At 71.7% G+C, this 19,492-nt stretch carries 21 protein-coding genes; 7 read left to right on the top strand and 14 right to left on the bottom strand.

Annotated elements, in window-relative coordinates; genetic code table 11:
* Positions 1–51 precede the first annotated feature (51 nt).
* Entirely contained in the window at positions 52–513 is a 462-nt protein-coding gene (locus tag K4B79_RS43990) for a universal stress protein (RefSeq protein ID WP_067443148.1), read from the top strand.
* A 114-nt stretch (positions 514–627) separates the two neighbouring features.
* Here the strand turns inward: K4B79_RS43990 and K4B79_RS43985 are convergent, their stop codons facing one another.
* Positions 628–951: a hypothetical protein gene (locus tag K4B79_RS43985; RefSeq protein ID WP_232033072.1), complete on the bottom strand. Its 324-nt coding sequence runs from the start codon at positions 949–951 to the stop codon at positions 628–630.
* On the opposite strand from K4B79_RS43985, the gene K4B79_RS43980 reads away from it, so the two are divergent.
* Positions 907–1,068 carry a hypothetical protein gene (locus K4B79_RS43980; protein WP_232033124.1) on the top strand — a complete coding sequence of 54 codons (162 nt, stop codon included), beginning with the start codon at positions 907–909 and terminating at the stop codon, positions 1,066–1,068. The genes K4B79_RS43985 and K4B79_RS43980 overlap by 45 nt on opposite strands.
* Here K4B79_RS43980 and K4B79_RS43975 read toward each other — a convergent pair.
* On the bottom strand, positions 1,065–1,880 hold the full coding sequence (locus tag K4B79_RS43975; protein ID WP_232033071.1) for an alpha/beta fold hydrolase: 816 nt from the start codon (positions 1,878–1,880) through the stop codon (positions 1,065–1,067). The two genes, K4B79_RS43980 and K4B79_RS43975, sit on opposite strands and share 4 nt — an antisense overlap.
* A 57-nt stretch (positions 1,881–1,937) precedes the next feature.
* Here K4B79_RS43975 and K4B79_RS43970 point away from each other — a divergent pair, with 57 nt between their 5' ends.
* Complete coding sequence (locus K4B79_RS43970) at positions 1,938–2,411, top strand: MarR family winged helix-turn-helix transcriptional regulator (protein WP_232033070.1); 474 nt, start codon at positions 1,938–1,940, stop codon at positions 2,409–2,411.
* 49 nt (positions 2,412–2,460) lie between these two features.
* Here the strand turns inward: K4B79_RS43970 and K4B79_RS43965 are convergent, their stop codons facing one another.
* Positions 2,461–3,618 carry a CapA family protein gene (locus K4B79_RS43965; protein ID WP_232033069.1) on the bottom strand — a complete coding sequence of 386 codons (1,158 nt, stop codon included), beginning with the start codon at positions 3,616–3,618 and terminating at the stop codon, positions 2,461–2,463.
* A 211-nt stretch (positions 3,619–3,829) separates the two neighbouring features.
* Here K4B79_RS43965 and K4B79_RS43960 point away from each other — a divergent pair, with 211 nt between their 5' ends.
* The 3 genes from K4B79_RS43960 (at position 3,830) to K4B79_RS43950 (ending at position 5,865) form a co-directional block, all read left to right on the top strand.
* The gene (locus K4B79_RS43960) at positions 3,830–4,375 is read left to right on the top strand and encodes a sigma-70 family RNA polymerase sigma factor (RefSeq protein ID WP_067443144.1); all 546 of its coding nucleotides are present in this window, start codon (positions 3,830–3,832) and stop codon (positions 4,373–4,375) included.
* A gap of 136 nt (positions 4,376–4,511) precedes the next feature.
* Complete coding sequence (locus K4B79_RS43955; RefSeq protein ID WP_232033068.1) at positions 4,512–5,024, top strand: hypothetical protein; 513 nt, start codon at positions 4,512–4,514, stop codon at positions 5,022–5,024.
* Between the two features lie 190 nt (positions 5,025–5,214).
* On the top strand, positions 5,215–5,865 hold the full coding sequence (locus tag K4B79_RS43950) for a zf-HC2 domain-containing protein (protein ID WP_232033067.1): 651 nt from the start codon (positions 5,215–5,217) through the stop codon (positions 5,863–5,865).
* On the opposite strand, the gene K4B79_RS43945 is transcribed toward K4B79_RS43950, so the two are convergent.
* From K4B79_RS43945 to K4B79_RS43935, 3 genes are all read right to left on the bottom strand, one after another.
* Positions 5,866–6,729, bottom strand: coding sequence for an Fpg/Nei family DNA glycosylase (locus K4B79_RS43945; RefSeq protein ID WP_232033066.1), 864 nt, complete (start codon positions 6,727–6,729; stop codon positions 5,866–5,868).
* Between the two features lie 31 nt (positions 6,730–6,760).
* The gene (locus tag K4B79_RS43940; RefSeq protein ID WP_232033065.1) at positions 6,761–8,836 is read right to left on the bottom strand and encodes a SpoIIE family protein phosphatase; all 2,076 of its coding nucleotides are present in this window, start codon (positions 8,834–8,836) and stop codon (positions 6,761–6,763) included.
* A 67-nt stretch (positions 8,837–8,903) separates the two neighbouring features.
* Positions 8,904–10,070: a DUF6777 domain-containing protein gene (locus K4B79_RS43935; RefSeq protein ID WP_232033064.1), complete on the bottom strand. Its 1,167-nt coding sequence runs from the start codon at positions 10,068–10,070 to the stop codon at positions 8,904–8,906.
* 138 nt (positions 10,071–10,208) lie between these two features.
* Between K4B79_RS43935 and K4B79_RS43930 the strand changes: the two genes are divergently transcribed.
* Complete coding sequence (locus K4B79_RS43930) at positions 10,209–11,630, top strand: lipase maturation factor family protein (protein WP_232033063.1); 1,422 nt, start codon at positions 10,209–10,211, stop codon at positions 11,628–11,630.
* On the opposite strand, the gene K4B79_RS43925 is transcribed toward K4B79_RS43930, so the two are convergent.
* From K4B79_RS43925 to K4B79_RS43890, 8 genes are read right to left on the bottom strand one after another with little or no spacing between them, the layout of a single operon-like run.
* Positions 11,618–12,442, bottom strand: coding sequence for an amidohydrolase family protein (locus K4B79_RS43925; RefSeq protein ID WP_232033062.1), 825 nt, complete (start codon positions 12,440–12,442; stop codon positions 11,618–11,620). The two genes, K4B79_RS43930 and K4B79_RS43925, sit on opposite strands and share 13 nt — an antisense overlap.
* On the bottom strand, positions 12,439–12,753 hold the full coding sequence (locus K4B79_RS43920) for an L-rhamnose mutarotase (protein ID WP_232033061.1): 315 nt from the start codon (positions 12,751–12,753) through the stop codon (positions 12,439–12,441). The genes K4B79_RS43925 and K4B79_RS43920 overlap by 4 nt, the downstream gene beginning before the upstream one ends.
* Positions 12,750–13,718 (bottom strand): aldo/keto reductase, encoded by a 969-nt coding sequence (locus K4B79_RS43915; protein WP_232033060.1) that lies wholly within the window; start codon positions 13,716–13,718, stop codon positions 12,750–12,752. Before K4B79_RS43915 ends, K4B79_RS43920 begins: the two co-directional genes overlap by 4 nt.
* Positions 13,715–14,470 (bottom strand): SDR family NAD(P)-dependent oxidoreductase, encoded by a 756-nt coding sequence (locus K4B79_RS43910; protein ID WP_232033059.1) that lies wholly within the window; start codon positions 14,468–14,470, stop codon positions 13,715–13,717. The genes K4B79_RS43915 and K4B79_RS43910 overlap by 4 nt, the downstream gene beginning before the upstream one ends.
* Positions 14,467–15,831 carry an L-fuconate dehydratase gene (locus K4B79_RS43905; RefSeq protein ID WP_232033058.1) on the bottom strand — a complete coding sequence of 455 codons (1,365 nt, stop codon included), beginning with the start codon at positions 15,829–15,831 and terminating at the stop codon, positions 14,467–14,469. Before K4B79_RS43905 ends, K4B79_RS43910 begins: the two co-directional genes overlap by 4 nt.
* Positions 15,832–15,859: 28 nt before the next feature.
* On the bottom strand, positions 15,860–16,885 hold the full coding sequence (locus tag K4B79_RS43900) for an ABC transporter permease (RefSeq protein WP_232033057.1): 1,026 nt from the start codon (positions 16,883–16,885) through the stop codon (positions 15,860–15,862).
* A complete protein-coding gene (locus K4B79_RS43895) occupies positions 16,878–18,398 on the bottom strand; it encodes a sugar ABC transporter ATP-binding protein (protein WP_232033056.1) in 1,521 nt (506 codons plus the stop codon). The genes K4B79_RS43900 and K4B79_RS43895 overlap by 8 nt, the downstream gene beginning before the upstream one ends.
* Positions 18,395–19,468, bottom strand: coding sequence for a sugar ABC transporter substrate-binding protein (locus K4B79_RS43890; RefSeq protein WP_232033055.1), 1,074 nt, complete (start codon positions 19,466–19,468; stop codon positions 18,395–18,397). Before K4B79_RS43890 ends, K4B79_RS43895 begins: the two co-directional genes overlap by 4 nt.
* Positions 19,469–19,492 lie beyond the last annotated feature (24 nt).

Here is a 19,492-nt window from a genome sequence, read left to right as displayed (position 1 = left end):
GAGCGGTCCCGGACGGCGGCGGGACCTGCGGATTCCGATAGCCTCGCAGCCGTGACGGAACAGCACTCGCACCAGTTCGAGCGGGGCACCGACGGTCCCAAGGTCATCGTCGTCGGCGTCGACGGCTCCGACTCCTCGATCCGCGCCGCGGCCTACGCCGGCGGCCTCGCCCGACGCCAGCACGCGCTCCTCGCGGTCGTGTACGTGCAGCCGGTCCTCGCGGCCGGTGCGGCGGCCGGGGCGCCGGTCGCCGAGACCACCGACGCGATCGCCGAGGACCTCGTGGCCCAGCTCCGGGAGGCCACCGAGCAGACCAAGGGGATATTCGACATCCGCTGGGAGTTCCACACCTTCCGCGGCGACCCCTACAGCGGCCTGGTCAAGGCCGCCGACGACCTCAAGGCCGACGCGGTGGTCGTCGGCGCCTCCGAGCAGGCGGGGCACCGGATCGTCGGCTCGGTGGCGGTACGACTGGTCAAGGCGGGGCGGTGGCCGGTGACGGTGGTGCCCTGAGCGCTCGGGACGTGTGGTCCGCGGAGCCCACCGCCGGCGGCGCTCCGGGACGCCCTGGCTCGCCCGTCGGGGGCGGTCGCAGGAGCAGGACGACGTCCTGTTCAGCCACTTGTCTCACAGACCGAGCGGCACCGGTGCGGCCGGAACGCCTTCGGCGATCAGCGCCGCCAGCGGTGTGGCCAGGTCGCGGGGTGAGAACAGTTCGGAACCGCGGTAGTCCGCGATGTCCCGAAGGCGCCACCAGCGGAAGCCGTCGATGTGCTCGGCGGCGAGTTCGTCGTCCGACATCGCTCCGCGTGGCGGGAACGATGCGGTGCGGACCAGGACATAGTCGTTGACCACTCCGTCGTAGCCTGCCGCGTGGCCGGGGGCGACGACCTGCTGGTGCCATACATGCGGCGGGTCCGTGTCGACGGCCAGCCCCACCTCTTCGTGCAACTCGCGGCGGAGCGCGGCGAGCGGCGTCTCGCCGCGCTCGACACCGCCTGCCGATCGGCGAGGCTGGTGGTCTGCTTCGGCTGCTCGTACCGGCGGTCGGCGCTCGCCGACCGTTAGACGGCGCGGAGGAAGTCGAGGAGCAGGGTGTTGAACTCCTCGGGCTTCTCCACGTTCGGGAAGTGCGAGGTGTCCTCCACGACGACCGCGCGGCCGTTCGGGACGGTGCGGGCGAAGCGCTCCGCGTCGGGGAGGAGGGTGGGTGAGTCCAGGGCGCCGTTGACGGTGAGTACGGGGACGTCGATCTTCGGGACGCGGGGCCAGGTGTCGGTCATGGGCACGTGCCAGTTCCGCTCTCCGGGCGTGTGCTTGGCGATGGTGTGCAGGGCCATCTCGCACAGCCGCTCCCGGAAGGCCGGGTCGAGGTCGTCGGCCGTGCGGTAGGGGCCGGCGGCGCCCCGCAGGAACACCTTCAGCCAGGCCTCGATGTCGCCGGAGTTCAGGGTGCGGGCGGACTCGGCGACGACCTCCAGGGTCCACTCGTCCGCGTACTGGAAGTCGCTGGTCGTGGCCCCGCTGAGGACGATCCCGCGGACCAGTTCCGGGTACTCGATCGCCGTGTCGCTCGCGACGGCCCCGCCCATCGACACACCGACCAGGACCGCGGGCCCGGCGTCGAGATGCCGGAGCAGGCCCGCGAGGTCGTCGGCCCACCGGAAGGGCCGGCTCGCGTTGGCGGACCAGCCGTGGCCCCGGATGTCCGCCGCGATCACGCGGTGGCCGGCGGCGAGGGCAGGTATCTGCGCCTCGAAGAGGCGGTGGTCGACGTAACCGGAGTGAAGCAGGACCACGAGGTCGCCCGCGCCGGTGTCGCGGTAGGCGAGGTCGCCGTCGGTGGACGTGAAGAAGCTCAGTTCCGAAGCATCGGTCATGACAACCAAGGTGTCATCTTCAGAAGATTTTGGCAACCAAGGTGTCATGATGGCCGGGTGGACGACATCGACGCACCACTGCCACCCGACGAACTGGGCCACCGGGTCAGCGAGGTGTTCGACCTGATCGGCGCCCTCTACCGGCGCGGCCTGCGCAAGCTCGAACAGGGCGAAGAGGTCGAGGGGGTGTCCGTCGGCGTGCGCTCCGTCCTGACCCTGCTGCACAGATACGGGCCCATGACGGTGCCTCAGATGGGCCGGGTCATGACGCTGACCCGGCAGTTCGTGCAGCGCATGGTGAACGACGCGCTGGCCCGGGGCTGGGTGGAGACCACTCCCAACCCCGCGCACCAGCGGTCCTCGCTGATCCGGATCACGGACGAGGGCGAGACCGTCATCACCACGATCCTCACGCGCGAGCACGAGCTGAACCGGCAGGTGGGCGGGGATCTGACCGACGCCGAACTGCGCGCGTGCAAGCGCGTGCTCAAGGAGATGCTGCGGACGTTCGACCACGTGGAGGCCGACTGACCGCGGCCGCCGCATGGACGCCGAACCCACCGAGCCCGGCCGCCGGCGGCTACCTCCCCATCGTGAGCCCGTCCTTCGCGGCGCCCCGGCTGAGCACCACCTCGCGGATGCGGTCGCGCACGGCGCTCACGTCGGCGCCCGCGGCGAGCGCCTGGTTGAGGTTCACCACCCGGCCGGCGTCGACGTCGAACCACTGCGGGACGAACTCCGCCCTGGTGACCTTCCAGCGCTCTCCCGGCCGGGCGGGCGGGGCGAAGGTGAAGCGGCCGAGGGTGGACTGGTTGCCGCGCGGGTCGCGGGCGCCCTGGTGGTTGGACATCTCGCCGGCGATCTGGTCCCCCATGCCGTAGACCACCCAGGTGCCGTTGACCTTCTCGTACGCCTGCGGGACGTGGGCGTGGGTGCCGAGGATCAGATCGATGTCGGGGCGGTCGCCGGTGCGGGCGGCCGTGAGGGAGCGCGCCAGGGACAGTTGCCGGTCGTCGGGCGCGTCCTGCCACTCGGTGCCCCAGTGCAGGGACACCACGACCACGTCGGCGCCCGCCTGCCGGGCCGCGCGGGCGTCGGCCAGGATCCGGTTCTCGTCGATCAGGTTGACGGCCCAGGGCTGCTCCTGCGGGAGCGGGAAGCCGTTCGTGCCGTAGGTGTAGGAGAGGTGGGCCACCTTCGCCGGCCCGGCGGGCAGCACCGTGACCGTGCGCGCCTCCTGCTCGGTGCGGGCCGAACCGGCGTGCCGTACGCCGGCCCGGTCCATGGCGTCCAGGGTGCGGCGGATGCCCTCGGCACCGTCGTCGAGGCTGTGGTTGGAGGCCGTGGAGCAGCCGTCGTAGCCGGTCGCGGCGAGGCCCTCGGCGACCTCGGGCGGGGACTTGAAGGTGGGGTAGCCCGTGTAGTGGCCGTTCGCGCCGTACACGGTCTCCATGTGACACAGCGCCAGATCGGCGCGGGAGACGACCGGTTCGATCCCCGCGAGCATCGGGCGGAAGTCGTGGCCGCGGCCGCCGCCGTCGAAACGGGCGCGGTCGATGATCGAGCTGTGCGGGAGGACGTCTCCGGAGGCGACGAGCGTGAAGCCGGGCGGGCCGGCGGCGGACGGGGCCGGACGTCCCGGCTCGGCGGGTGGGTCGTGGTCCTTGCCCTGACAGGCGGCGCCCGTCGCGAGAAGGACCGTGAGAGCCAGGGCCACTTGCTGCCTGCGTGCAATCATCAGCTCACCCCACTGTGATCATATTTACTCACAAATAGGTACGAAGCTGAAGACGCCCTCAAACGGGCCCGGCCCTCCCGTTAGCCCGTCCGGCCCGCCCACGAGGCGGAGGGGACCGTTCATCGAACCGTTCGCCGACGCGATCGACCGTCCGTCGCAGACATGCGCCCCCGCCCTGTCCAGAAACGGCCCCCTGTTATGCCATACGGCCATGACGGCCGGAACCACTCTCACGAACGGGACGACCGCCGAGCACGAGCTCGCCGCACTGCAGCGCGAGCACGGCCGGCCCCTCTTCGCGCTGCTGCTCCGGCTCTGCGACGGTGACCGACAGCGCGCCGAGGACCTGGTGCAGGAGACACTCGTACGCGCCTGGCAGCACCCCGAGGCGCTGCGCGCCGACGACTTCGAGTCCGTACGGCCCTGGCTGCTGACCGTGGGCAGGCGGCTCGCGATCGACGCGCGGCGGGCGCGGCAGGCGCGTCCTGCGGAGGTCGGCGACGCGGTCCTGGAGAACGCGCGGGTGTGCGCGGACCACGCGGAGCGGGCCGCCGCGACGCTCGATGTGCGCGAGGCTGTGAAGACACTCACTCCGGAGCACCGTGAAGTACTGGTGCTGGTGTACTTCCAGGGGGCGAGTGTGGCGGAAGCCGCGGAGATCCTCCGGATACCGCCCGGTACCGTGAAGTCCCGCGCGTACTACGCGCTGCGCGCCCTGCGCCGGGTGCTTCCGGGATACGCGGCCGACCTGCGGTGAAACCCATGAATGAGTCAAACCTCCGTAAAGCGAGTTGCTGAGTACCCCGGTTGAGTAATCGGCTGTCCCCATCCGTGTTCCGGACTGGGGGCCCGGCGACGGGCGACGCGCACGCACCGGAGGAAGGCAGGAAGGGATGCTGCACAGAGGTCGAGAGAGCACGGACGGCGCGGACGGCGAACTGACCGTCCCCATGGCCTGGTTGTACGCCGAGTACATCGCCGACGAACTCCTGCGGTCGGGGGATCTGATGCCCCCGACGTCGTTCGAGTTCCGGGCCGGGCGCGACGCGCTGGCGTTGACCGTCTTCCTGTCCGACACCGAGGGCGAGCTGTCCGGCATCCAGGTCGTCTCCCAGTTGGAGAACTGGCTGTCGCTGACGGCGTACGACCAGCCGTGGCAGGACTGGGTGTGCGAGCGGATGGCTGCGCTGGCGGCCGAGGCGATCGCCGCCGACGGGCCCTCGCCGGACCTGGAGTTGGCGGAGGCCGCCTGGCGCTGGCTGCAGGAGACGGAGCTGCTCGCGCCCGATCTGAACGCGGTGCCGGGCGGTGGTCCGGTGATCGGGGAGGACGAGGGGCCGAAGGTCTGGACGCCCGCCTGGCAGCTCGGGCTGCCGCTGGGGCATCTCGCCATCCATCTCTTCTAGGTCGTTCCGATCTTCTAGGTCGTTCCGACTCTCTTCCGGATTCGTTTCGACTCGGACCAATCCTCGGGCCCGGCCGCTCCGAATCCCTTGATTACGATTCGGCGAGTGCCTTGAGTGATTCGGCTGGCTGGTGCGTACCGGTGGGAGCAAGGAGTCACCCCACCCGCACCCAAAGGCACGAGGATTCGGCATGAGGTCCCTGGAGAGGCATCGCGACGTCGGCGCGTACGCGCTCGGCGTGCTGGACGAGGCGGACGCCTTCCGCTTCGAGGACCACCTCATGGAGTGCCCCCGGTGCTCGGCACAGGTGACCGAGTTCGGGCCGGTGTCCCGGCAGATGATGCTCTACCGGCGGGCCACGCCCCGGGTGGTGCACCCCATGGCCCAGCCCGGCCCCCGGCTGCTGGACCGGCTGCTCGGCGAGGTCGCGGCGCGGCAGCGGGCGGGGCGCCGGCGCGTGCTGTACGCGGTGGCCGCGGCCGTGGTGATGGCCGTCGCCGGGCCCGCCGCGGTGCTCTTCGCGAGCGATGCCAACAGTGCCGTGCAGATCACCGCCACCGACCAACGCTCCGGAGTCTGGGCCCAGATCACCAGCGAGGACGAGGCCTGGGGCAGCGAGGTCGAACTCAAGGTCAAGGACGCCGCCGGCCCCCGCGCCTGCCACCTCGTGGTCATCGGCGAGGACGGCTCCGAACAGACGGTCACCGGCTGGAACGTCCCCGACCACGACGCCACCCCGCACACCATGCGCGGCGGCGCCGCCCTCCACCCCGACCAGATCGCCCGCTACGAGGTCCGCACGGCGACCGGCGAACACCTGGTGACGCTCGATCCCCGGTAGTCACTTGAGCAACCGTGACATCCTGCGGTCCGCCAGGGGCCTGCCTCCCGTCTGGCAGGTGGGGCAGTACTGGAGGGAAGAGTCGGCGAAGGAGACGTCGCGGATGGTGTCGCCGCAGACGGGGCAGGGGGCGCCGGTGCGGCCGTGGACGCGGAGGCCGGACTTCTTTTCGGACTTGAGGCGGGCCGCGGCCAGGCCACTGTTGCGGGAGAGCGCGTCGGTCAGGGTGGCGCGCATGGCCCGGAAGAGGGTGGTGATGTCCTCGGGGGTCAGGGAGGACGTCGGCTTGAACGGGGACATCTTCGCGGCGTGCAGGATCTCGTCGCTGTAGGCGTTGCCGACGCCCGCGATCAGGGACTGGTCGCGCAGGGCGCCCTTCAACTGGCGGCGCTCGCCCTTCAGCAGGGCGGCCAGGCGGGCCTCGTCGAAGTCGTCGGCGAGGGGGTCGGGGCCGAGACGGGCGATGCCCGGGACCTGCTGGGGGTCCTGGACGACGTACACCGCGAGCCGTTTCTGGGTGCCCGCCTCCGTGAGGTCGAAGCCCTCGCCGGTCTCCAGCGCGACTCGGAGGGCGAGGGGTCCCTTGCCGGGGCGGGGCATGCCGCTCGGGAGCCGGTCCTTCCAGTGCAGCCAGCCCGCGCGGGCGAGATGGGTCACCAGGCGAGGGCCGCCCGCCGTCTCCACGTCGAGGAACTTGCCGTGCCGGTGCACGGCCGTGACCTCGTGGCCCTCCAGGGCCGTCGGCGGAGGGTCGTACGTCTTCAGGACACTGATCGCGACGGGCAGCACCCGCACGATCTCGTGGCCGACGAGGTGCTCGGTGAGAAAGTCCCTGAGCGCCTCGACCTCGGGAAGTTCCGGCATACGTCCAGAGTGCCACCGCGGAGCGGAGTGCTCAGCTCCGCTTCCCCACCACGAACTCGCACCACACGCACTTGCCGCCGCCCCGCGCCTCCACGCCCCACACGTCGGTGAGCAGGTCGACGAGGAGCAGCCCCCGCCCGGAGACGCCCGACTCCCCCGCCTCGCGGCGCCGCGGGAGGGCGCTGGAGGCGTCCTCGACCTCGACGCGCAGTCTGCGCTCGCTGCCGGTGAGGACCCGGAGGGTGACGATCGCGGAGCCCTCGGTGTGCATGAGGGCGTTGGTGATCAGCTCGTCGGCGACCAGTTCGACCTCGTCGGAGCGCTCGCGCGCACCCCAGGCCCCGACCGCGGCACGGATCATGTGCCGGGCCTCGATCAGGGCCTCGGGGTCACCGGGCGCCACGTGCTGCTGGAGCCGCCCGCCCGACCGCGGGGCGTCCAGGCCGCGGCGGCGCAGCAGGAGCAGGGCGACGTCGTCGTCACCCCCGCGTTCGGCGGCCACGTCGATGAGGCGGTCGGCCAGGTCCCGGACGTCGTGGGGGCCGGTCTCGATCAGCGCCACGAGGGTCCGCATGCCGTCGTCGAGGTCGGCGCCGGGCTGTTCGACCAGACCGTCGGTGCACAGCAGGAGGGTGTGGCCCGGGTCCAGTTCGAGGGTGGCGACCGGATAGTCGAGGGCACCGAACTCGGCGGACAGGCCGAGCGGCAGTCCGCCCGCCACCGGAATCCGGCGGCAGCCGCCGTCCGGGCGGCGGATCAGCGGGTCGATGTGACCGGCGCGGACGACCTGGACCACTCCGGTGGCCAGGTCGGCCTCCGCGTACAGGCAGGTCGCGAAGCGGTCGGTGTCCAGTTCGTGGAGGAAGACGGAGGCCCGGGCCATCACCGCGGCCGGGGTGTGCCCCTCGGCGGCGTAGGCGCGCAGGACGATCCGCAGCTGGCCCATGACGGCGGCGGCGTGCGTGTCGTGCCCCTGGACGTCGCCGATGACCGCGCCCACCCGGCCTCCCGGCAGCGGGATCAGGTCGTACCAGTCGCCGCCGATGTCCCGGCCGAGCGAGCCCGAGCGGTACCGGACGGCGACGTCGGCGCCGGGGACGCTGGGGATGGAGCGCGGCAGCATGGCCTGCTGGAGGCCGGTGGCGAGGTCCTTCTCCTGCTCGTAGAACATCGCGCGCTGGAGGCTCTGCGCGATGCTGCTGCCGAGCGCGATGAGGACGTTGCGGTCCTCGGACGAGAAGCCGTGCCGGTCGTTGTAGAGCAGGCCCATGGCGCCGATCGGACGGGCCTCGGCGATGAGCGGCAGATAGGCGGCCGCGGTGATGTCCAGGTCGGTGATGTGCGGCCACAGCACGGGATAGCGCTCGGCGAACTCCTCCGGCGTCTCGATGAAGCGCGGGCTGAGCGTGCGGACCACCTCGCTCATCGGGTACGGCTCGTCGATGCGGGTGACCCGGGTGCCCGGCACGAAGCTGCCCTCGGGCCCCTCGGCGACCAGCCGGATACGCCCCGCCTCGACCAGGCCGAAGACCAGGCTGGCGGCACCGAGGTGGGTCAGGCCGTGGGTGTCCTTGAGGACGTCGATCACGTCGTCCACGGTGCGGGCGTGGGCCAGGGCGGCCGTGGTGAGCTGCACGACGTTGGTCTGCCGGCGGCGGGCCTCGTCCTGGGCCGCCTGTTCCCGGCGGGACTCCAGCTCCCCGAGTTCCTGGGTGGCGTCGCGGACGATGCCGACGATCCGGCGTGGCCGACCCGTCTCGTCGCGCCGGATGTAGCCCTGGGTGTGGGTCCAGCGCAGCGAGCCGTCCCGGCAGCGGAGCCGGAAGTAGGTGCCGTAGTTCTCGCTGCCGTCCTTGATGGCCTGGGAGACGAGCGCGTCGAGCCGGAGGCCCTCCGCGGTCGGGACCCGGACCGCCAGGGAGGTGGGGTGTCCGTCGTACTCGTCGGGGCGCAGGTCGAAGACCTCGTGGGCCTGGGCGTCCATGTGGAACAGACCGGTGTCCAGGTCCCAGTCGAAACTGCCCATGCGGTTGAGCGCCAGGATCGGATCCGGGTGGGCGGGCCAGTCGTCCGGGAGTGACAGGGCGCTCGCTCCCCGATCAACCATGGGGCCCACCTTGCCAGGGTTTGTCTGATTCTTCGAGTGGGGAGACGGGTTCGGTTACGGGCGGCCGTCAGCGGTCCGTCGCGTCGGGGATCAGACCGCCGCCGTCGGGCAGGTCGGGGGTCTCCGGGACGGTCTCGGGGCCGATGTCTTCGTGGCCGGAGGGGTCCGGGGCGGTGCCGGGCTCCTCATAGGGAGGCTCTTCGTGGGCGAGATCCTCATAGGCGGGGTCATCGTGGGCGGGGTCATCGTGGGCGGGGTCATCGTGGGCGGGGTCATCGGGGACCGTGGTCCAGGCATCGGGCTCGGTCGGCTCGCTCGTCGGGGATGCCGGGGGCGACGGGGGCGACAGAGGCATCGGGGGCATCGCCTCCAGGTCGGCCCCGTCGTAGGAGGCAGCCGGCCTCGCTGCCGGTGTCGATGCCGGCGTCGGTGCAGGTGTAGGTGTCGGCGCGACCGGCTCGGGATCCGGCACCACCCGGTCGTGGCGGACGTCATGACCGACGCGCCGCTCGATCCAGGTGGTGCGGGCGCTGTCGATGATCGTGAGGTCGGTGACGGCCCGGGGGGTCGGGGTGACGACGACGACCTGGTCGGTCCGGTAGCCGGCCCAGGCGCGTCCGCCGGCCCCGTGGCTACCTCGTGTCGCCGTCGCCGGCGTGAGCGGGTTGCCGCAGGCGCAGCGGACGCGCGGCACGCCCCGGTTGTCGACCAGGACGGCCGTGCCGGCCTGGAGGACGGCGTGGTGGGCGGTGGTCCGGCCGTCGCGGTAGCCGTGGTTGGTGACCCGGGTGTCGGCGCGCAGCACGACGGGGGCCAGGCCGCGCAGGTAGTCCGGGACGGCCGTCCGGTCGATGCCCTCGACCCGGGCGAAGGCGCGGGCCCGGTCCCGGTCCCGGGTGAGGCGGTCGATCTGCCGGTCGACGTCACAGCTGCCGACCCGTGCGATGCCGCCGTAGAGACCGGGCGTCCCGCCGGACAGGGACCGGGCCGTCGGCGGGCCCGGCCGAGCCGGTTGCTGCGTTCGGGTGACCGGGGGCGGGGTGGCGGTCGAGGTCGCGGTGGACTCGGTGAAGGGGTCGGGCCCCGGGGCGGCGACCGGCTGGAGGAGGAGTTCGCCGCTCGGTTCGCCGGGCGACCCGCTGTTCTGGTCCTCGTCGCCGCCGCAGCCGGCGACGAGGAGGAGTGCCGCCGAGAGCGTGCAGGCCGTGACGAGGGTTCCGGTGGGTGTCCGCACCACGTTCTCCCGTCGGTCCCGGACATTTCGCCACCATTGTCTGCTTCACTCACTTGGGTTACGCAAGCGCAGAGGAGGTACACGGAGAGTCACACCGGGTTCGGGGGGTGAGGCTGGAGGAGGAAGGAGCGCACGGCCGTGGACTGGTTCACCGCACCCGACTACTGGACGAGCCGGCTGGTCTTCCAGCGGGCCCTGGCCGGCGTGTACCTGGTGGCGTTCCTGACGGCCGCCCTTCAGTTCCGCGCGCTGCTCGGGGAGCGGGGGATGCTGCCGATCCCCCGGTTCGTGGCGCGGATGCCGTTCAGGCGGGCCCCGAGTCTGTTCCACCTGCACTACTCCGACCGCTTCTTCGCCCTCTGCGCGTGGACGGGCTGCGCGGTGTCGGTGGCGCTGCTCGCGGGCCTGGACTCCCGGCTGCCCCTGTGGGCCGCGATGGTGCTGTGGCTGGTGCCCTGGGTGCTGTACCTGTCGATCGTGAACGTCGGGCAGACCTGGTACGGCTTCGGCTGGGAGTCGTTGCTCCTGGAGGTGGGTTTCCTCGCGGTCTTCCTCGGCAACGACGAGGTGGCGCCGCCCTTCCTCGTTCTGTTCCTGTTGCGCTGGATCCTCTTCCGCGTCGAGTTCGGCGCGGGCCTGATCAAGATGCGGGGCGACGCGTGCTGGCGGAAGCTGACCTGCCTCGACCACCACCACGAGACGCAGCCCATGCCAGGGCCGCTGAGCTGGTTCTTCCACCATCTCCCCCGCCCCGTGCACCGGGTCGAGGTGGCCGCCAACCACGTCACCCAACTCGTGGTCCCGTTCCTGCTGTTCGCGCCGCAGCCCGTCGCCACGGCCGCCGCGTCACTGATGATCGTCACCCAGCTGTGGCTGATCCTCTCGGGCAACTTCTCCTGGCTGAACTGGATCACGATCGTGCTGGCCCTGTCGGCGGTGCGGTTCCCCGCCGACGCGCGACCGGTGCCCGACGGCCCCCTCTGGTACGAGGTCGTGGTCCTCGCGGTCGCCGCGCTGCTCCTGACCCTCAGCTACCGCCCGATGCGCAACATGATCTCCCGCCGGCAGATCATGAACCGCTCCTTCGACCCGCTCCATCTGGTCAACACCTACGGCGCGTTCGGCAGCGTCAGCCGGATCCGCTACGAGGTGGTCGTCGAGGGCACGGCCGACGACGTACCGCGCGAGGACTCCGACTGGCGGGAGTACGAGTTCAGGGGCAAGCCCGGCGATCCACGGCGCTGGCCGCGCCAGTTCGCGCCCTACCATCTGCGCCTGGACTGGATGATGTGGTTCGCCGCGCTGTCGCCCGCGTACGCCGGGTCGTGGTTCGGCGCGCTGGTCGAACGGCTCCTGGAGAACGACCGCGCCACCCTGAGGCTGCTGCGCCGCTCCCCGTTCCCGCCCGACGCGCCGCCCCGCTTCATCCGCGCCCGTCTCTTCCGCTACCGGTACACGACCTGGCGGGAGCTGCGGGAGACGGGCGCGTGCTGGGAGCGGACGTATGTGCGCGAGTACCTGCCGCCGACGCGGCTGACGGGGGAGGTTCAGAGATCGTAGACGCGGACGGCCGTGTCCTCGAAGACCTGCCGGTGCTCCCGCGCCGGGACCAACTGCCGTGCGGCGTCCAGCACGTCGCCGTAGCCGGCCGCGAGCGTGCACACCGGCCAGTCCGAGCCGAACATCAGGCGGGCCGGGCCGAAGGCGTCCAGCACCGCGTCGGCGTACGGGCGCAGGTCGTCGACGGTCCAGGAGGCGGGGTCGGCCTCGGTGACCATGCCGGAGAGTTTGCAGACGGTGTTGGGGTGCGCGGCCAGAGCGCGGACGTCGGCCGCCCAGGGTTCCAGGGCGCCGGAGGCGATGGGCGGCTTGCCCAAGTGATCCAGGACAAAGGTGAGTTGAGGCAGCGCCGCGGCCGCCTTGGCGCAGGCAGGTAGCTGGTGCGGCAGGACGACCAGGTCGTAGACCAAGCCCGCCTCGGCGACGGCGGCGAGGCCGCGGCGTACGTCCGGCCGCAGCAGCCAGTCCGGGTCCGGCTCACCCTGGACCTGGTGGCGGATGCCCTTGAGGTACCGCCCGCCGGGCAGCTCCCGCAGCCGGGCCAGTTCGTCGGCGATGTCGGGGCGGGTGAGGTCGGTCCAGCCGACGACGCCCGCGATCAGGGCGTGGGCGGCCGCGAGGGCCAGGAACTCCGGGGTCTCCTCGGGCACGGTGATCGTCTGGACGAGGACCGTGCGGTCGACCCCGGCCGCGCGGGCCTCGGGTGCCAGGTCCGCCACGGTGAAGTCGCGGCGGATCGGGCTGTCCGGCCCGATCCAGTCCTGGTCCCGGACGGACAGGTCCCACACGTGGTGGTGGGCGTCCACGGTCACGGCAGCTCCCACACGACGGGCAGGCCGGCAGCCGCGCCCTCGTCGGAGTAGTCGTGCACCACGTCGAGGAGTTCGGCCATCCGGGCCTGCCAGGCCACGTTGACCGGGAGCTTCTCCAGTTCGGCGAGGAGCCGGGCGTAGTCCTCGCACTCCAGGAGGTGGAAGAGGTCGGTGCCGCTGCGCCAGATCGTCCAGGACGTGGCACCGGCGGCGCGGATCGCGTCGGTGAGTTCGACGGGGACCTCGCGGTGCGCGGCGTCGTACTCGGCGACGCGGTCGGCGCGGACCTTGGTGTGCAGGGCGATTCTCATGACGGCTCCTCGGTGGCCAGGAGTCCGGTGTCCCGCAGCTCATGCCAGAAGGCGGCGGGCACCGGTGTCGCGAACTGGTCGGCGCAGTCGTGGACTTCGGCCGCCGAGCGGGCACCGGCCAGGACGCTCGCGACGGCCGGGTGGGCCGCGCAGAAGGCCAGGGCGGCGGCGCGCAGGGTGATGCCGTGCCGCTCGGCGACCGCCTTCATGCGCAGGGCTCGGTCCAGCAACTCACCCGGTGCCTGGGCGTAGTTGTACGTCGCCCCGGGTCTCGGGTCCGCCAGCAGGCCGGAGTTGAAGGCGCCGCCGATGACCACCGAGACGCCGCGTTCGACGGCGGCGGGCAGCAGGTCGGCCAGGGCGCTCTGGTCGAGGAGGGTGTAGCGGCCGGCGCACAGCACCACGTCGACGTCGGTGTCGCGGACGAAGCGGGTGAGCATCTCCGCCTGGTTCATGCCCGCGCCGATCGCGCCGACCACGCCCTCCGAGCGGAGCTTCTCCAGCGCCGGATAGCCCTCCCGGAAGGCCTGTTCGGCGTGGTCGTCGGGGTCGTGGAGGTAGACCACGTCCACCCGATCGAGGCCGAGGCGCTCCAGGCTCGCCTCCAGGGTGCGGCGTACGCCGTCGGCGGTGAAGTCCCAGACGCGGCGGTGGGTGGCCGGGACGGCGAAGCCGTTCGCCAGGTCGTCGCCGCCCGCGCCCGACGGCTCCAGGCGGCGGCCCACCTTCGTGGAGACCGTGTACTCCGCCCGGGAGTGCTGCCGCAGGGCCTCCCCCAGCCGCCGCTCGGACAGGCCGAGGCCGTAGTGCGGGGCGGTGTCGAAGTAGCGGACGCCCCGCTCCCAGGCGGCGGTCACGGCCTGGTGCGCCTGCTCCTCGCTCACCTCGGTGTAGAGGTTGCCGATCACGGCGGCGCCGAAGGCCAGCGGGCTGACCTCGACGCCGCTGCCGCCGAGGGTGCTCACTGGCCCACCGGGCGCAGCCTCAGGCCCTGCATGCCGCCGTCGACGGCGAGGGAGGTGCCGGTGGTGGCGCCGGACAGGGGGCTCGCGAGGTACGCGATGGCGCCCGCGACCTCGTCGGCGCTGACCATGCGGCCGGTGGGCTGGCGGGCCTCCAGGGCGGCGCGTTCGGCGGCCGGGTCGGGGGCCTGGGCCAGCAGGCGGCCGATCCACGGGGTGTCGGCCGTGCCGGGGTTCACGCAGTTCACGCGGATGCCCTCGCGGACGTGGTCGGCGGCCATCGCGAGGGTCAGGGAGTACACGGCGCCCTTGGTCGCGCTGTACAGGGCCCGCTGCGGCAGGCCCGCGGTGGCGGCGATCGAGGAGGTGTTCACGATCGCCGCGTGCGAGGACTCCCGCAGGTGCGGCAGGGCGGCGCGGGCCACGCGCACCATGCCGACGACGTTGACGTCCAGGACGCGGTGCCATTCCTCGTCGTCGTTGTCCGCCACGGTGCCCTGGGCGCCGATGCCCGCGTTGTTGACCACCACGTCGAGTCCGCCCAGGTCGGCGGCGGCCGCGGCGACGGCCTCGCGCACCGAGGCGTCGTCGGTGACGTCGGCCCGGTAGGCGAGCAGCGGCTTCTCGACCGACGACGGGTCCAGGTCGAGGACGGCGACCTGGGCGCCGCGCGCGGCCAGGAGCTCCGCGGTGGCCCGGCCGATACCGGAGGCGCCGCCGGTCACCAGGGCCTTGAGTCCGTCGAAGTCACTCATGCCGCCTGCTCCTTCTCGGTGTTCTGGTTCTTCTCGGCGAGATCTTCTGCCCAGAAGGCGCCGTCGGGGAACGTGTACCGGGCGATGGACTCCGGGCGCATGGCGGCCGAGAAGCCCGGCGCGGTGGGGGCCGTGTAGTGGCCCTCGCGGATCACCACGGGGTCGAGGAAGTGGTCGTGCAGATGGTCGACGTACTCGATGACCCGGTCCTCGGTGGTGCCGGTGACCGCGACGTAGTCGAACATCGACAGGTGCTGGACGAGTTCGCACAGGCCGACACCGCCCGCGTGCGGGCAGACCGGTACGCCGAACTTGGCGGCGAGGAGCAGGATCGCGAGGTTCTCGTTGACGCCGCCGACGCGGGCCGCGTCGATCTGGACGACGTCGAGGGCGCCGGCCTGGAGGAGCTGCTTGAACACGACCCGGTTCTGCACGTGCTCGCCGGTGGCGACCTTCACCGGGGCGACCGCCTGGCGGACGGCCGCGTGGCCGAGGATGTCGTCGGGGCTGGTGGGCTCCTCGATCCAGTACGGGGAGAACTCGGCGAGCGCCTTGGTCCAGCGGATCGCCTCCGCGACGTCCCAGCGCTGGTTGGCGTCGACGGCCATGCGGATGTCGGGGCCGACGACCCGGCGGGCGACACGGCAGCGCCGGATGTCGTCGTCGAGGTCGGCACCGACCTTGAGCTTGATCTGGCGGAAGCCGGCGGCGACGGCCTCGGCGGCGAGCCGGGTGAGCTTCTCGTCGTCGTAGCCCAGCCAGCCCGCGGAGGTGGTGTAGGCGGGATAGCCGCGCTCCAGCAGCCGCGCCGTGCGCTCGGCCGCGCCCTCCCGTCCCCGGCGCAGGATCTCCAGCGCCTCGTCCGGGGTGAGCGCGTCCGTCAGGTACCGGAAGTCGATCTGGCTCACCAGCCACTCGGGCTCGGCGTCGGCCAGGAGCCGCCACAGCGGCTTGTCGGCGCGCTTGGCGGCCAGATCCCACACGGCGTTCATGACCGCGCCGATCGCCATGTGCATCACGCCCTTCTCGGGGCCGAGCCAACGCAGCTGGCTGTCGCCGATCAGGTCGCGGTTCAGGGTCCCCGGATCGGCGCACAGCTCCTCGACGGACCGCCCGACCACGTGTCCGCGCAGCGCGTCGATCGCCGCGACCTGGACCTCGTTGCCCCGCCCGATGGTGAAACTGAACCCGTGTCCTTCGTGCCCGTCGGCCGCGTCGGTGCGCAGCACCACGTACGCCGCCGAGTAGTCGGGGTCCGGGTTCATCGCGTCGGAGCCGTCGAGCTCGCGCGAGGTGGGGAAGCGGATGTCGTAGGTCTCGAGCGCGGAGACGCGACCGGAGGGGCCGGAGGTCGGGGACACGGAGTGCCTTTCAGTAGGGGGCAGGGGTTCAGTCCTGGGCGCGGCCCGTGGTCACACGGGCGATCATGAGGGCGACCAGGATGATTCCGCCGTAGATGGCCTGGATCCAGAACGACGGGACCTGGGCCAGGGTGAGCAGGTTCTGCACGACACCGAGCAGCAGGACGCCGGTCAGGGCGCCGAACATGGTGCCCTTGCCGCCGTCGAGGCTGATGCCGCCGATGACGGCGGCGGCGAACACGGTGAAGATCATGTTCTGGCCCTGGTTGGCGCTGATCGCGCCGACGTAGCCGGTCTGGAGGAGACCGCCGACGGAGGCGAGGACACCGGCGACGACGAACACGCCGAGCATCACGCGGTCGACCCGGATGCCGGCCGCGCGGGCCGCGTCCGCGTTGCCGCCGATGGCGTACAGGGCGCGTCCGACGCGGTGGTACTTCAGCACGAGCCCGACGACCCCGAAGGCGATCGCGGCGAGCCACACCGACATCGGGACGTTCAGGAAGGTCGTGGTGGCCAGCGAGTAGAAGCTGTCGGGCATGCCGAACAGCGTCTTGCCCTTGGTGGCGCCGACGAGCAGACCGCGCAGGACGATCAGCATCGCGAGCGTCACGATGAACGCGTTCAGCTTGAACTTCACGACCAGCACGCCGTTGAAGGCGCCGATCGCCGCGCCGACGACGAGCATCGACAGCAGGGCGAACGCGGCCGGGAACTCGGTGCCCCAGCCGGACTGCGCCGCGGGCAGCACGAGGAGCGCGGCCACCGCGGGCGCGATGCCGACGACGGACTCCAGGGACAGGTCGAACTTGCCGGTGATCAGCACCAGGGACTCGGCCAGCACCACCATCGCCAGGGCGGCGGAGGCGCCGAGGATCGAGATCAGATTGCGTTCGGTGAGGAAGGAGTCGTTGACCACGGCGCCGAGCACCAGGAGCAGCACCAGGGCGGGGACCAGGGCGAGTTCGCGGGCGCGGCGCAGCAGCACGGTCCTGGCCGAGTTCGGGCTCGCGACGCGTGCCGGCGTGACCGGCGGAGCCTTCGTATCAGCCATGAGCCACTCCTTCTATGGAGGCGATCAGGTCGTGGTCGCGCCAGCCCGCCGGATGCTCGGCGACCACGCGGCCGTGGAAGAGGACGAGGACGCGGTCGCAGCGCCGGAGGTCGTCGAGTTCGTCGGAGACGACGAGGACGGCGGTGCCGTCCTCGCGGGCGCTGTCCATGCGGGCGAGCAGGGACTCCTTGGACTTCACGTCGACGCCCGCGGTGGGGTTGATCAGGACCAGCAGGCTCGGGTCGGAGGCGAGCGCGCGGGCCATGACGACCTTCTGGGCGTTGCCGCCGGACAGGTCGGAGACGGGCTGGTCGGGTCCCTCGGTGTGGATGTCGAGGCGGTCGATCAGCTCGGTGGCGAAGTGCCGCCTGCGCTCGGTGCCGACGAACCCTGCGCGGCCGAGCCGGTCGAGGACGCTGAGGGTGGCGTTGTCGCCGACGGTCATGCCGACGACGAGGCCCTGGACGTGCCGGTCGCGCGGGACGCAACCGACGCCGGCCTTCAGCGCGGCCGACACGTTCCCGAACGGCAGTCTCCTGCCGCCCAGTTGAGCCGTGCCGCCGCTCGGGGTGTGCAGTCCGGTGAGGGACTCGGCGAGCTCGATCTTGCCGCTGCCGCTGGATCCGGCGAGGCCGACGACCTCGCCGCGGCGGACGGTGAGGTCGACGTCGGCGTACACGTCCGAGGTCAGGCCGCGCACGTCGAGCAGGACGGGGGCGCTGTCGTCGACCTGCCGCTCCTGGACGGCCTGTTCGGCGATCGTCTCGATGCTCTCGCCCGCCATGGCCTCGATGAGGGCGGTGCGCGGCAGGTCGGCCACGGGGGCCGTGGTGATCCAGCGGGCGTCGCGCAGGACCGTGACGGTCTGGCAGACCTCGTAGACCTCCTGGAGGTGGTGCGAGATGAACAGGAAGGTGACCCCGGAGTTCTGCAGGGCGCGCATGCGGGTGAAGAGGCGTTCGATCTCGCGGTTGTCGAGCTGGGCGGTCGGCTCGTCGAGGACGATGAAGCGGGCGCCGAAGCTCAACGCCCGGGCGATCTCCACCATTTGGCGGTCCTCGACCTTGAGGTCGGCGGTGCGCGCCTCGGGGTCCACGCGCACGTCCCAGGCGTCGAGGAGTTCGGTGGCCTCGGCCTTGAGCCGGCGCCAGCTGATGAACCGGCGCCTGAGCGGCTGCCGGTTGATGAACAGGTTCTCGGCGACGGTCAGTTCGGGGACGACGGTGGGCTTCTGGTAGACGCAGGCCACCTTGCGGCGCCAGGCGTCCCGGTCGCCGAGCGCGGGCGCGGGCTCCCCGTCGAAGCGGACGGTGCCCTCGTCGGGTGCCTGGAGGCCGGTGAGCAGGGTGACGAGGGTGGACTTGCCGGCGCCGTTGCGGCCGACGAGGGCGTGGGACTCGCCGGGCAGGACGGTGAGCCTGCCGTCGGCGAGGGCGGTGGTGGGGCCGTACCGCTTGACGATGCCCTGGGCCTCGACGAGCGGTGTGGCCGGGGAGGTCGGCTGGGTGCTCACTGGACCGTGTTGCCCCACAGCTCGGGGTCGTCGACGTTCTCCTTGGTGACCAGCGGGGCCGCGAGCTGGTCCTCCAGGATGCCGCTGGGCAGCTTGACGATGGTCGAGTCGTGGTCGGTGGGTCCGGGCTTGAACGTCTTCCCCTGCATCGCCGCCTTGATGTAGTACATGCCGTACTTGGCGTAGAGGTCGGCGGGCTGGGAGACGGTGGCGTCGATCTCGCCCTTGCGGATGGCGTCGTACTCCTGCGGGATGCCGTCGTTGGAGACGATGGCGATGTGGCCGGACTGGCCCGCCTTCTTCAGCATTCCCTTGGACTTCAGGGTCTGCAGAGTGGGCGCGAGGTAGACGCCGCCGGCCTGCATGTAGATGCCCTTGAGGTCGGGGTTGGCGTTGAGCAGGGTGTCGAGCTTGGCGGCCGCGGTGTCGGACTCCCACTTGGCGGGGATCTCCAGCACCTTCAGCTTGGGAAAGTTGGTCTTCACGCAGGAGCGGAAGGCCTCGGAGCGTTCGCGGCCGTTGACCGAGGCGAGGTCGCCCATGATCTGCACGACCTTGCCGGAGGGTATCTGCTTGCCCAGGTACTGGCAGGCCTTCTCGCCGTAGGCCTTGTTGTTGGCGCGGACGACCATCGCGACCTTGCCCTTGTCCGGCGCCACGTCGACCGCGACGACCGGCACGCCCTTGCGCTCGGCCTGGTCGAGGCCGGCTTCGATGGCGGCGCTGTCCAGGGGAGCGACGACCAGGCCCTTGACGCCCTGGTTGAGCTGGTTGTTGATGTCGGTGATCTGCTGCGACGGGTCGCTGTTGGAGTTGACCGTCTTGAGCGCGTCCACGCCCTCGGACGTGGCCATCTTCGGCACGTAGTCGTTGTACGACTGCCAGAACGGCGAGGTGAGCAGGGGCAGGATCACCCCGACCTTGCCGTCGCCGTCGCCTCCCGCGGTGGCGGCGCCACCGGTGTCCTTGGTGCTGCCGCACGCGGCGAGCGCGAGCGCGGCGCCGACGGCGACGGTCACCGTGCCGATCGTGTGCTTCCTGTTCCGCTTCCCCACTGTCCTGCCAGGCATCCGGTTGCTCCTCGTCGAGCGTGT

The sequence above is a fragment of the Streptomyces lincolnensis genome (assembly GCF_021173675.1).
GTDB lineage: Bacteria > Actinomycetota > Actinomycetes > Streptomycetales > Streptomycetaceae > Streptomyces > Streptomyces lincolnensis_B.
This window is presented reverse-complemented; position numbering and strand designations above follow the sequence as displayed.